This is a genomic window from Nocardiopsis mwathae (assembly GCF_014201195.1).
Taxonomy (GTDB): Bacteria; Actinomycetota; Actinomycetes; order Streptosporangiales; family Streptosporangiaceae; genus Nocardiopsis_C; species Nocardiopsis_C mwathae.
On the sequence record NZ_JACHDS010000001.1, the window covers coordinates 3,491,207 to 3,504,102 of the forward strand.

General features: G+C 72.1%; 10 protein-coding genes. 6 read left to right on the forward strand and 4 right to left on the reverse strand.

The genetic code is table 11. The features are described from left to right. Nucleotides 1-207 precede the first annotated feature (207 nt). Both HNR23_RS15045 and pta read right to left on the reverse strand, forming a co-directional pair. Nucleotides 208-1,422: an acetate kinase gene (locus HNR23_RS15045; protein WP_184076175.1), complete on the reverse strand. Its 1,215-nt coding sequence runs from the start codon at nucleotides 1,420-1,422 to the stop codon at nucleotides 208-210. Then, a complete protein-coding gene (pta, locus tag HNR23_RS15050) occupies nucleotides 1,419-3,473 on the reverse strand; it encodes a phosphate acetyltransferase (RefSeq protein WP_184076176.1) in 2,055 nt (684 codons plus the stop codon). Before pta ends, HNR23_RS15045 begins: the two co-directional genes overlap by 4 nt. Nucleotides 3,474-3,748: 275 nt before the next feature. On the opposite strand from pta, the gene HNR23_RS15055 reads away from it, so the two are divergent. The 6 genes from HNR23_RS15055 to HNR23_RS15080 all read left to right on the forward strand — a co-directional run bounded on the left by HNR23_RS15055 (nucleotide 3,749) and on the right by HNR23_RS15080 (nucleotide 10,071). Further along, nucleotides 3,749-5,236, forward strand: coding sequence for an aldehyde dehydrogenase family protein (locus HNR23_RS15055; protein ID WP_184076177.1), 1,488 nt, complete (start codon nucleotides 3,749-3,751; stop codon nucleotides 5,234-5,236). Between the two features lie 5 nt (nucleotides 5,237-5,241). Further along, nucleotides 5,242-6,360, forward strand: a complete 1,119-nt coding sequence (locus HNR23_RS15060) for an alcohol dehydrogenase catalytic domain-containing protein (protein WP_184080355.1) — start codon at nucleotides 5,242-5,244, stop codon at nucleotides 6,358-6,360. Nucleotides 6,361-6,639: 279 nt separating this feature from the next. Continuing rightward, nucleotides 6,640-7,467 (forward strand): alpha/beta fold hydrolase, encoded by an 828-nt coding sequence (locus HNR23_RS15065; RefSeq protein WP_343070570.1) that lies wholly within the window; start codon nucleotides 6,640-6,642, stop codon nucleotides 7,465-7,467. Then, nucleotides 7,464-8,714: an LLM class flavin-dependent oxidoreductase gene (locus tag HNR23_RS15070; RefSeq protein ID WP_184076179.1), complete on the forward strand. Its 1,251-nt coding sequence runs from the start codon at nucleotides 7,464-7,466 to the stop codon at nucleotides 8,712-8,714. Before HNR23_RS15065 ends, HNR23_RS15070 begins: the two co-directional genes overlap by 4 nt. A 151-nt stretch (nucleotides 8,715-8,865) precedes the next feature. Continuing rightward, complete coding sequence (locus tag HNR23_RS15075) at nucleotides 8,866-9,612, forward strand: hypothetical protein (protein WP_184076180.1); 747 nt, start codon at nucleotides 8,866-8,868, stop codon at nucleotides 9,610-9,612. 12 nt (nucleotides 9,613-9,624) lie between these two features. Then, nucleotides 9,625-10,071, forward strand: coding sequence for a hypothetical protein (locus HNR23_RS15080; RefSeq protein ID WP_343070571.1), 447 nt, complete (start codon nucleotides 9,625-9,627; stop codon nucleotides 10,069-10,071). A gap of 141 nt (nucleotides 10,072-10,212) precedes the next feature. Here the strand turns inward: HNR23_RS15080 and HNR23_RS15085 are convergent, their stop codons facing one another. Next, on the reverse strand, nucleotides 10,213-11,055 hold the full coding sequence (locus HNR23_RS15085) for a GNAT family N-acetyltransferase (protein ID WP_184080359.1): 843 nt from the start codon (nucleotides 11,053-11,055) through the stop codon (nucleotides 10,213-10,215). Nucleotides 11,056-11,193: 138 nt separating this feature from the next. Continuing rightward, the gene (locus HNR23_RS15090; protein WP_184080361.1) at nucleotides 11,194-12,834 is read right to left on the reverse strand and encodes an alpha/beta hydrolase; all 1,641 of its coding nucleotides are present in this window, start codon (nucleotides 12,832-12,834) and stop codon (nucleotides 11,194-11,196) included. Between the last annotated feature and the right edge of the window lie 62 nt (nucleotides 12,835-12,896).

A 12,896-nucleotide genomic window follows, 5' to 3' on the forward strand; every position in this document is an offset into this window, starting at 1 on the left:
TCGGTGATCGGCCTTTGCGATATGCGGCGGAAGGTGGCGCCGAAGGCGGTGGGGGCCGGGGCGCCGGTCGTCCGGCCGGTGGGCGGGCGACCGGGTCGGCGGAGGAGGCCGCCCGGCACACGCAAGGCCCCGGCCCGCCGGGGCGGCGGGCCGGGGCCTTGCGCGCGTCCCTCCGACCTCTCGATCAGGGGGCGGTGGTTCAGGGTCTCAGCGGCCCAGCAGCTCCAGGGACTGGACCGCGATTTCCAGCTCCTCGTCGGTCGGGATCACCATGACCGGGACCTCCGCGCCCTCCGGGGAGATGACCTGCTCGGTGCCGCGCACCAGGCCGTCGTTCTTCGCCGGGTCGATCCGCAGGCCCAGGCGCTCCAGGCCGGCCACGGCCCCCGCCCGCACGCGCTCGTCGTTCTCGCCGACGCCGGCCGTGAAGACCAGGGCGTCGACGCTGCCGAGCACCGCGTAGTAGGCGCCGATGTACTTGCGCAGGCGGTGGCAGTAGACGTCCACGGCCAACCGGGCACCCTCGTGCCCCTCGTCGACCATGCGCCAGACCTCGCGCATGTCGTTGGCGCCCGCCAGCGCCAGCACCCCGCTTCGCTTGTTGAGCGCGGTGTCGACCTCGGCGGCCGACATCCCGGCGTTGCGCGCCAGGTAGGCGGGGAGGGAGGGGTCGACGTCACCGCTGCGGGTGCCCATGACCAGGCCCTCCAGCGGGGTCAGGCCCATGGAGGTCTCGACGCTGCGGCCGCTCTCGATGGCGGTGGCGCTGGCGCCGTTGCCGAGGTGCAGCACGATGACGTTGGTGTCCGCCGGGTCCTGGCCGAGGATCGCGGCCGCGCGCCGCGAGACGTAGGCGTGCGAGGTGCCGTGGAAGCCGTAGCGGCGCACCTTGTGCCCGGTCCGCCATTCCTCGGGCACGGCGTAGGTGTAGGCGGCGGGGGGCAGGGTCTGGTGGAACGCCGTGTCGAACACCGCCACCTGCGGCACGTTCGGAAACGCCTTGCGCGCGCCCCGGATCCCGGCGAGGTTGGCCGGGTTGTGCAGGGGTGCGAGCGGGGCCAGTTCCTCGATCGCGCTCTCCACCCCGTCGTCGACGAGGACCGCCCCGCCGAAGCGGTCGCCACCGTGCACCACCCGGTGCCCGACCGCGGCCGGCCGGATTGCGTCCAGGTCCGGCCCGGCCGCGGCGAACGCGTCCAGGACCGCCTTCAACCCGGCCTCGTGGTCGGCGTAGGGCTCGGTGCGCTCGTACCTGCGGGTCTCTCCCCCGGGGTCGGCGGCCGGGACCTTGTGGGTGAGGCTGCTCCGCCCCTCACCGATCCGCTCCACGATGCCGGAGGCGACCGGGGTGCCCTGCGCCATGTCGAGGAGCTGGTACTTGATCGACGACGATCCGCTGTTGAGAACGAGCACGTGGCTCATGAACCACTTCCTTGTGTTCCTTGGGCCTGGACGGCGGTGATCGCCACGGTGTTGACGATGTCCTGCACGGTGGCGCCCCGTGACAGGTCGTTGACCGGCTTCTGCAGCCCCTGCAGCACCGGGCCGATCGCCACGGCCCCCGCGCTCCGCTGCACGCCCTTGTACAGGGTGTTGCCCGTGTTCAGGTCGGGCACGACGAACACGGTCGCACGCCCGGCCACGAGGCTGTCCGGCATCTTGGTCCGCGCGACCCCCGGGTCGATCGCGGCGTCGTACTGGATCGGTCCCTCGACCAGCAGGTCGGGGCGGCGCTCCTTGACCAGCTCGGTGGCGGTGCGCACCTTGTCCACCCCGGCTCCGGACCCCGAGGCGCCGGTGGAGTAGGACAGCATCGCCACGCGCGGCTCCACGCCGAACTGCTCGGCGGTGGCGGCCGAGTCGATGGCGATGTCGGCGAGCTGCTCGGCGGTGGGGTCGGGGTTCACGGCGCAGTCACCGTAGACCAGCACCCGGTCGGCCAGGCACATGAAGAACACGCTGGACACCAGCGACGAGCGCAGGATCTCGAACGATGGCCGGATGGTCTGCGCCGTCGTGTGCGCAGCGCCCGACACCATGCCATCGGCGAGCCCACACTGCACCATCAGGGTGCCAAAGTAGGACAGCTCCCCGACGGTGTCCATGGCCAGTTCCTTGGTGACGCCCTTGTGGGCGCGCAGCCGCGCGTACTCCGCGGCGAACCTCTCCCGCAGGTCGGAGGTGTCGGGGTCGATGATGGTGACCGCGCTCAGATCGAAACCGAGGTCGGAGGCCTTGGCGTTGACCTCGCGTGGGGAGCCGAGGAGGACCAGGTCGGCGACGTCGCGGCGCAGCAGCAGATCGGCGGCGCGCAGCACGCGCTCCTCGGTGCCCTCCGGCAGCACGATGCGCTTGCGGTCGGACCGCGCCCGCTCCAGCAGCGTGTGCTCGAACATCAGCGGGGTCACCGTCTCGGTGCGCGCGACCTGGAGCCGCTCCAGCAGCGCCTCGCCGTCGACGGCCTCGGCGAAGGCCGCCAGCGCCGACTCGATCTTGCCCTCCGCGCCGGGGGTGATCCCGCCCCGGACGGCGGCCAGGCGGGTGGCGGTGGAGAAGGTGTCCTGGTCGGTGGCGATCACGGGCAGCCGGACGTCCATGCCGGCGAGCAGGCGGAAGACCGGTTCGGACATGTAGATCTCACCGGTCAGCACGACTCCGGCGACCGACGGGAAGTCGGTGGAGTGGTGGGCGGCGATCAGCGCGGGCAGCATCGCGCCGGCGCGGTCGGCGGCCATGATGACGAGGCGGTCGGCTTCCATCCGGTCGAGCACGTTGGGCAGCGACATAGCGGCGACCACCAGGCCGGAGGTCTCGCGGCCGAGCCGCTTCTCCTCGCCGAAGATGAGTCGGCCGTCGCACGCGCGCTGCAGGTCGCGCACGGTCGGGGCGCTCAGGCCGGGGACCTCGGGCAGCACGTAGGCGGCACCGTCGAGTTCCTTGCGCAGCGACTCGGCGCGCCCCGGGTCGACGCGGTCGACCACCGTGGCGAGCCGGGTGGCGTGTTCGCGCGCGAGCTCCTGGCGGGCGAGGCCGGTGGCGTCGCGGATCTCGGTGTAGTCGCGCTCGGCGCCCGAGACGACCAGCAGGACGGGGGTGGCGAGGTTGGCGGCGACCCGGGCGTTGAAGGTGAACTCGGTGGGGGCGCCGACGTCGGTGTAGTCGGTGCCGACCACGACCACGGCCGAGCAGCGCGCCGCCAGGGCGCGGTAGGAGCGCATGATCGCGGCCATGGCGGAGTCGGGGTCGGCGTGGACCTCGTCGTAGGTGACGCCGACGCAGTCCGAGTAGTTGGCCTTGAGCTTGAAGCGGCGGCGCAGCGTCTCGATGACGGAGTCGCGCCCGGACGCGTCGACGACCGGGCGGAACACCCCGATCGAGCCCACCGTGCTCGACAGCAGCTCGGCCATGCCGAGCGCGATCGTCGCCTTGTCGCTTTCCGCGTCGCTGGACGCGATATAGACACCGTGCGTCATGTTCACTCTCTCCGGCGGCCGGTGTTCAGGGGTCGCGGGCAAACGGCGACCGCTATTTGCGAGTTTACGTCCGGTTTACCCCGTCTCCTGGCGGTTTCCGCAGTTCACGGCGGTGGTGTGCGTCCCAGGGGGGTATGGCGTGGGACGCTCTCGCCGCCCCCCTTCCCTTCCTCGGGCCGCCCACCCGCACCATCGCCCACTCCCACAATGAACCTAGCGCTCGCTTGGCACTCGGTTTAGGATGCAGCCCACACCGCCCCGGGAGGCCATGGACGATGACCGCACCGAGCGCCCTCACCGACTACTGCAACTTCATCGCCGGGGAGTTCCGCCCCGCCCGCGGCGGAGAGTGGCTGGACAGCGTCGACCCCGCGACCGGCCGGGTCTGGGCGCGTGTCCCCGCCTCCGACGCGGCCGACATCGACGACGCGGTCGCCGCCGCCCGGCACGCCTTCCCCGGCTGGCGCGCCACCCCTCCCCCGCAGCGCGCCGCCCTGCTGCACCGATGGGCCGAAGCGGTGCTCGCGCGCACCGGCGAGCTGGCCGCCATCGAGAGCCGCGACAACGGGCGGGTCCTCAAGGAGACGCAGGGCGGCGACGTCCCCGGTGGCGCGATGAACATCCGGTACAACGCGAGCCTCGCCGACAAGATCACCGGAGACACCATCCACCTGGGCCGATCCGTCAACTTCACCGTCCACGAGCCCTACGGCGTCGCGGGCGTCATCATCCCCTGGAACGCCCCGCTGGCCATGTTCTTCGCCAAGGTCTCCGGCGCGCTGGCCGCCGGGAACACCGTCGTGGTCAAACCCGCCGAACAGGCCGCCTGCTCGATCCTGGCCGCCTGCGAGCTGTTCGCCGCGGCCGACCTCCCGCCCGGCCTGGTCAACGTCGTGTGCGGCACCGGACCCACCGCCGGCGCCGCCCTGGTCGACCACCCCGACGTCGCCAAACTGCACTTCACCGGCTCCACCGACACCGGACGCCGGATCGTCCGGCGCGCGTCGGCCGACCTCAAGGACGTCACCCTGGAGCTCGGCGGCAAGTCACCGAACATCGTCTTCGACGACGCCGACCTGGACGCCGCCGCGCGCGGCGTGGCCGCGGGGATCTACACCGGCGGAGCCGGGCAGTCCTGCGTGGCCGGGTCGCGCATCCTCATCCACGACACCGTGTTCGACGAGTTCACCGAGCGCCTGCGCGGCCGCGCCGCCGCCATCCGCCTGGGCGACCCCCGCGACCCCGCCACCGACATGGGGCCGATCGCGTTCGCCGGACAGTACGACCGGGTGCGCGGGTACTTGGAGCTCGGGCCGCAGGAGGGCGCGAAGCCGCTCTTCGGCGGCCGGACCGGCGCGGACGCGGCCGGGCGGCCGGCGCTCGCGGGCGGCTACTGGGTCGAGCCCACGCTCCTGGCCGCCCCCGACAACGGGCTGCGGATCTGCCAGGAGGAGATCTTCGGTCCGGTGGCCGTGGCGATCCCCTTCCGGTCCGAGGGCGAGGCCTACGCGATCGCCAACGACACCCGCTACGGCCTGGCCGCCGGGGCATGGACGCGCAGCCTCGACCGCGCTCACCGCGCCATCGCCGCCCTCCGGGCGGGAACGGTCTGGATCAACACCTACCGCCGACTGCACTGGGCGGTCCCCTTCGGCGGGCACAAGCAGAGCGGCAACTACCCGGCGAACGGGGTGCGCGGGCTGCACGAGTGGCTCACCCTCAAGGCCGCCTGGATCGAACCGGGAGGGGAGCACGGAAGGTGACCACGATGAAGATGCGCGCGGCGGTCCTGGCCGAGTTCGGCGCCCCGCTGGAGGTCCGCGAAGTCGAAGTGGCGGACCCCGGCCCCGGAGAGGTCCGGGTGCGGGTCGCGGCGTCCGGAGTGTGCGGATCCGACCTCAAGGCCGTGGACGGCGCGAGCCCGGTCGTGGCCGGACCACCCGTCGTCTGCGGACACGAGAGCTCGGGCACGGTCGAGGCGGTGGGTGCCGGCGTGACCGCCTTCGCCCCCGGCGACCCGGTGCTGATCGCGCTGAACAGGTCGTGCGGCCGGTGCCGGATGTGCGGCCGCGGCGGGGGCCACCTGTGCACGGACGGCGCGCGGCTGCGGGCGATCATGGGGCTCATGCCCGACGGTTCCACCCGGCTGCGGCTGGACGGTGAGGCCATCCGCCCCTACCTGGGTATCGGCGCGTTCGCCGAGTACGCGGTGGTGCACGAGCGGCAGCTCGTCGGGCTCTCCGGCGAAGCGGACCTCGTGGCGATGTCGGTGCTCGGCTGCGCCGTGGTGACCGGGGTCGGCGCGGTGCTCAACACGGCCCGGGTCGAGGCGGGCGCGACCGTGCTGGTGGTGGGCTGCGGCGGCGTCGGCCTCAGCGTCGTGCAGGGCGCGGTGCTGGCGGGTGCGTCGCGCGTCATCGCGGCCGACATCGCGCGGCCGAAGCTCACCGCGGCCGAACTGTTCGGCGCCACCGACACGCTGCCGATCAGCGCCGCCTCCGACCCGGCCGACCTGGGCACGCGCGTCCGCGACCTGCTTCCGGACGGTGCCGACCACGCGTTCGACGTCACCGGCGTCCCGTCGGTACTGGCCGCCGCGTTGGCGGCGACCCGGCCCGGAGGCACCACGGTCATGGTCGGCAGCCCGCCGCCCGGCTCCACCGCGGCCGTCCCGACCGGCGCGCTCTTCGCCTCGCGCCGCCTGATGGGCTGCCAGGGCGGTGACGGTTCCCCCGCCGCCGACCTCCCCCGACTGGTCGACCTGTGCCGCTCCGGGCGCCTGGACCCCGGCGGCCTGATCAGCGAGCAGGTGGGCCTCGACGACATCAACGACGCGATCGACCAGGTGCGCGCGGGCGAGGTCGTCCGGTCCGTCGTGGTGTTCTGAGACCGCCCCGAACCACGCGCGCACGTTCCCGCCCCTTCCTTCGTTGATCTCGGAGATATCGGGGTCTCGCGGCCGATTTTCACCCCGATATCTCCGAGATCAACGGATGAGATGAGGGGGCACCGCGGAGAAGGCCGCTCGGCGGTCCCCCGGTTCCACTCCCGCACGTCCCTTCGAGAGATCGAGCCAAGCAATTGCTTGGTTGCTTCTGGCGGGTTACCGTTGGCGTGGGCGGAAACCGAAGCGGGTTCCGCCGTGCGGCGACGGAAAGGAGCCCCCGTGCCGTTCGCCGACCTCCCCGATGTGCGGATCTTCCATACGGTGGACGGACCGGCCGACGACCCGTCCTCCGGCCCCCCGGGTAGGCTTCCGGTGCTGCTGGTCCACGGGTGGGGGTCCGACTCCCACGAGTGGGTGCGCCACATCCCCGCGCTCGCCGCGCGGCGTCGCGTGATCGCTCCCGATCTCCGCGGGCACGGGGCATCCGGCGTTCCCCGGCGCGGGAACACTCCGCGCGCGATGGCCGGGGACCTCGCCCTGCTGCTGGAGCGGTCGGCCATGGATCGGGTCGCCGCGGTCGGCCACTCGATGGGCGGTCAGGTCATCGGCCATCTGGCCACCGAGCGCCCCGATCTCGTCTCCGCCCTCGTGACGGTCGACCCCGCCTACGGGTTCGGCCCCGAGCTCGCCGACTCCTTCCCCGTCCTCGCCGACAGGCTCGCCGGGCCGCGCGGGACCGCGACCGCGCTCGCCTTCGACGCCTGGGGGTCCACGCCGGCCACGCCGTCCTGGGTCCGCACCTGGCACACCCGGCGGCTCCTCGCCACCCCGCCGCACGTGCTCGCCGAGGCGTTCACGGCCATGTTCACCGATCCGGGCGCCATCGGGCCGCGTGAGGAGGCCGAGACGCATCTGCGGCGCCGTGCGCAGGCCACCCTGTCGTTCCGGGTCGACCCGGCCATGGCCGAGTGGGAGCGGCCGCTGCTCACCGCACCGGGGTCGGCGGTGGTCTGCTGGCCCGGGTCGGGGCATCGGCTGCACGAGGAGCGGCCCGAGGAGTTCGTGCTCGTCTGCACCCGCTGGCTCGACGAACTGGAGGCACGATGAAGTTCGCCATCTTCATGAACCCGCAGATCCCCGGTTCCGGGTTCGCGGCCGAGGAGCACGCCCGCGCCCACCGGCCCATCGGGCGCGACGTGCACGCCTACCAGGACCTGCTGCACGAGGTGCGGGAGATCGCCGTGCACGCCGACCGGATCGGCTTCGACGCGCTGATGCTCACCGAGCACCACTTCCACTCCGAGGGGTTCGAGTTCTCGGTCAACCCGCTGATGGTCCTGGCCGACCTCGCCGCCCGCACCGAGCGCATCCTGCTCGCCCCGCTGGGCCTGGTGCTGCCGGCCTGGGACCCCATCCGCGCGGCGGAGGACGTGGCACTGCTCGACCACTTCTGCCGGGGCCGCCTGCGCCTCGGTGTGGCCCGCGGCTACCAGTCGCGGTGGGCCAACGTCCTGGGCCAGCGGTGGCGGTCGCAGGCCGCGCGCAGTGACGGCTCGGCGAGCGACGACCGGAACTTCGACGTCTTCGGCGAGCTGCTGAAGATCATGAAGATGGCGTGGACACAGGAGACGCTGCGGTATAAGAGCGATGTCGTGGATTACGAGATCCCGTCTCCTTACAGCGGGATCGAGGGGTGGCCGGCCCAGGAGTGGACGCGCACCTTCGGCGCCCCCGGTGAGCTGGACGGGGAGGGTCGCGTCCGGCGCGTCTCGGTCGTGCCGCGCCCCTACCAGGACCCGCACCCCGAGCTGTGGCAGCCGTTCACCATCAGCGACCGCTCGGTGCGACGCTGCGCCCGGGAGGACATCCTGCCGTGGATGTTCACCCCCCTGCCGGGGGAGCACCGCAAGAAGGCGGAGCTGTACCGGGAGGAGGCCGCCCGGCACGGGCGCGACTACCGGTTGGGAGAGCACACCGGGATCCTGAAGATCGTCGGCATGGCCGGCAGCAAGGAGGAGGCCGTCGCGACCTACGGCGCCGGCATGCACCGCGACTTCTCGTCGTTCTTCGGCCCGTTCGGCTACCTGGAGGTCCTGCGCACGGCGGAGGACGACGCCCGGCGGCCGATCAGCGCGGAGAAGGGCGACTTCCGGCGGATGGCACAGGTGCGGATGGCACTGGTCGGCAGCCCGGACGACGTCAAGCGCGGCATCGAGGAGACGCTCGCCGAGGTCCCCGACCTGGAGTGGTTCGGGCTGTTCATGCAGGGCCAGCAGGGCGTCCTGCCGCTGGACGCGGTGAAGCGCAATCTGGAGATGTTCGCGGAGAAGGTCATCCCGGAGTTCCGCGGCTGAAGCCGCTGGTGAACCGCCACGTCAGGACCCCGACGGGGTCCTGTTTTTTTGGCCCCTCCCAAACGGGGAACGCGGGCTATGGGAAAAACGGCCGAAACCGGCCATAATCTATGACCCGCCGTGGCCGGATAACCACAATAGAGAGCACCGCATGGAGCTGGAAAGACTCGTCTTGGGCCTCATCACCGCCATCCTGCTCCCTTATTCGATTCCGGCCATTCGCATGCGGCTGGCCGTCGCACTGGCCGTGAGCACCGGTTATGCGGTTTACACACTGCTGCCCGTTGCACTTTCAATCAAACCGCTGGTCCTGCTCCCCCTGTGCCTGGCCGCCAGCTGGGCCCTGGCACACCTGGTCAGAGGCGACGAGGACATGCAGGGGTCCCCGCGGATCTTCCTCCCGGACGGGGTACAGAAGTTCACACTCGTACCCACAAGCCTGACGGCACTGACGGTTCTGTCCGCCGCGGCGGTGTACGGGGTGCCTCAGATGCTGGAAGCGACCGGTGAGATTATCATGGATGACGGGATGGCGATCGTGATCTCCGGATTCCTGATCTCCACCTTCGTCGGGGGTGAAGTGGTCACACACATACTTCGCCCCTTCTCCGCAGAACTGAAAAAGGTAGACGAAGAACAAATGGCGCCCCTGAAGGGGGCAGGCACGGTCATCGGCTGGCTGGAGCGCTCGCTCACCTTCATCTTCGTGGTGGCCGGGCGGCCGGAGGCCGTGGCCGTCGTCGTCGCAATAAAGGCACTGGCTCGATTCCCAGAACTACAGAGCCATCAGAAAAGATTCGCGGAGTACTTCCTCATCGGCACGATGACCAGTATCGGTGTCGCGTTACTCACAGCGGTGATCGTCCGCATCGCGATAGGGGTAAATGCATTAGGATAACGGAGCACAAGGGTGACCGAACAGATCACAATTCATCAGCACCCGTTGTTCATCGCACTCGAAGAACTCGATCTCCCCCGGCAGGACTTCATCATCGCGGGCAGCGGCCCCCTCCTCGCCCACGGCATCCGCGACAACATCACCGACCTCGACATCGTCGCGCGCGGCCCGGCCTGGGAACTGGTGCAGACGATGGCGCCCATCCAGCCCGCCCCCTGGGAGGACGTCGCCCGCGTCCTGCTGTTCGACGGTCGGCTGGAGATCCTCAACGGCTGGTTCCCCTCCATGTGGGCCGTCGACGAGTTCATCGACGACCGGGAGATCCGGCACGGTCTGCCGTTCGCGCCGCTCGACCGGGTCCTGCGCTGGAAGAGCCGCCTGGGGCGTGCCAAGGACCTGGCCGACATCGACGCGACGCTGCGCTACTTCACGGCCGCGGCGCTTCCCCCGGGAGGATAGACGGCGCCGCCCCCGGAAGGCGCGGGGCCGCGGGCCTGAGGGACCGGGGCTTCCGGGCGGACCCGCCCCCGGCTCCCGTGTGCCGCCGGAACGGACGGACGGCGGACGGCACGGGGGTCGGCGGCGGGACGCGGCGCCGGGTCAGAACAGGACCGACATCACCGCGCCCACCTCGCGGAACCCCACGCGCCGGTAGGTGGCCCGCGCCGGGGTGTTGTAGTCGTTGACGTAGAGGGTGACCCGGGGGGCGATCACGGCCTGCGCCATGCGCGCGACGGCCGCCACACCGCCTGCCGCGTACCCCCGGCCGCGCAGGTCGGGGTGGACCCAGACCCCTTGGATCTGGCAGGCGTAGGGGGTGACCGCGCCGATCTCCGCCTTGAAGACGATGCGCCCCTCCTCGATGCGCGCGAACGCCCGCCCGGTCCGCACCAACTCCTCGACCCGGGCGCGGTACAGCGCGCCGCCGTCGCCGGAGTCCGGTGGCACCCCCACCTCCTCGGTGAACATCGCGACGCAGGCCGGGACCAGCATCCCGATCTCGCTCACCCGCACCCGGCGCACCAGCGGGTCGGACGGGACGTGCGGGTCCTCACTCAGTTCGAGCACCGGCTGGTTGGCGCGGATCGCGCGGGCCGGGCCCCAGGCCGGGCCGAGCCGTTCCCACATGTCGGTGACCTGGTCGATCGGTCCGACGATGGAGGAGCAGCGGCGGCCCTGCCAGCGGGCATGGTCGGAGAACTGCCGGATGGCCGCGGGTGACGCGCCGACGGGGACCAGGTTGGCCCCGGAGTAGCAGAGCGCCGAGAGCGCACCGCGCTCGATGTAGCCCCACACCTCGGTGCCCAGTCGCCCGGTGTCCAGGCCGGTGGCGCGCACGCGGGAGCTGACGAAGACGTTCCCGACGGGGTCGGCGTCGAGCAGGGCGTGCACGGCGGCGCTGTCGCGCTCGCCGAGGACGCGCACCGACGAGGTCCGCAGCACCCGCATCACCTCACCTCGTAGCGGCCGCTCCGGTCGTCCGTTCGGGGGCGCCCAGGAGGCGTTCCCGCGGATCCGGCCACTGCCGCGAACCGTCGTGATCCTCGCGTTTCCAGCCTAATCGACTGGTTACCGACCCGTTCACCGGTTGATCCGCGCAAGGGCGCCGATGGCCGGGATGACGGGGAAGCCCGCGGAAGCGCCGGACGTGCTCGGTGGTGCCGATCCGAGCGAAACGCCGGGGTCCGGGGCCGCCTGCCGCTGCGGTGCGGGCGACGGCTTGCGCGGCTCGGGCTCGGGGCGGGCGCCGCAGACGAGGTCGCCGCCGTCGGGGGTCCCTCCGGCGTCCGGGAGGCGCCCCTCGCGCAGGTAGTCGATGACGGCGTCGTCCACGCAGGTGTTGCCGCGCAGGGCGACGCCGTGGGAGAGCCCGCCGTCCTCGATGACCAGCCGCGCCTCCGGGAAGCGCCGGTGCATCGCGTAGGCGCCGCCCACCGGTGTGGGGCCGTCGCCGGTTGCGTGGACCAGCAGGGCGTTCTCCACCCGCTCTCCGTCGACCTGGAACCACTCGCCCGGTTCGGCCGGCCAGAACGCGCACGGCGCATTATACCAGATATTGTACCAACCGAGGAACGGGGCGTCGGCGTGGACGCCGCGGGCGTCGGTCCGCCACCGCTGCCAGGAGCGCGGCCAGGGCGCGTCGGTGCACTCGGTGGCGAGGTAGGCGGCGAACGACGGGTCGTGGTCGGGTGACTCGCCCATCCGGTCGAAGGCGCTGACGAGCCGGGCCGGGCGGTTGTCGTTGGACAGGTCGGCCAGGGCGCTCGCGAGAAAGGGCCAGGCCTGCGCGGCGTAGGCGGCCACGAGGAAGGTGGACTCCAGCTCGGTGGGTCCGATGCGGTCGTCGACGGGCCTGGCGCGGAGCGCCTCCCGCGTGGCGTAGTAGCGTCCGGCGACCTCCTCGGCGGTGTCGCCGAGGCCGTAGGCGGAATCGTGGCGCGCGACCCAGTCGAAGAAGCGGCCCGCGGCGGCCTCCAGCGACCGGCTCTGGGCGAGGTTGCCCTGGTACCAGCTGCGGTCGGGGTGGACGACGCTGTCGAGGACCAGGCGGCGGACCCGTTCGGGGTAGAGCGTGGCGTACACGCCGCCGAGGTAGGTGCCATACGAGTAGCCGAGGTAGTCGATGCGCTCGCGGCCGAGCGCGGCGCGGATCGCGTCGAGGTCGTGCGCGCTGTCGGTGGTGCGCATGTGGTTCAGCAGCGCGCCGCCGGTCCTCTCGCAGGCCTCGGCATAGGTGCGCGAGCGCTTGACCATCAGCCGCTCGTCGTCGGCGGTGGCCGGCACGGAGTCGGGCCGGGGTGCGGTGAAGTAGTCGGGGTCGCAGCCGACGGCGGGGGTGCTGGCCCCGGTTCCGCGCGGATCGAAGCCGATCACGTCGTAGGAGTCGCGCAGGTCGCCGGGGAGGCTGCCGGCCGTCCGGGCGGCCAGGAAGCGCCCGCCGCTGCCAGGTCCGCCGGGGTTCACCAGCAGGGCGTCGGTGGCTTCGGCGCGCGCGGGGACACGGGACAGCGCGATCTCGACGACCGCGCTGCGCCCTCCGGCGTGGTGGTCGAGGGGGACGGGCAGGGTGGCGCACTCCAGTTCGATGCCCTTGGGCGCCTCCAGGTCGGTACAGGCCGCCCAGTCGAGCCCGGCGCCGACTGCGGGCGGGTCCGCGGCCGCGCCCGGTGGGGCGGTGGCGGCCGACGCCTCCCCGGCCATCGGGTGGGCCAGTGCCACCATCGTCGACACCAGGAGCAGCCCGGTTCCGGCCGCCGTATACCTGTGTGCGTTCCCTCGCACCT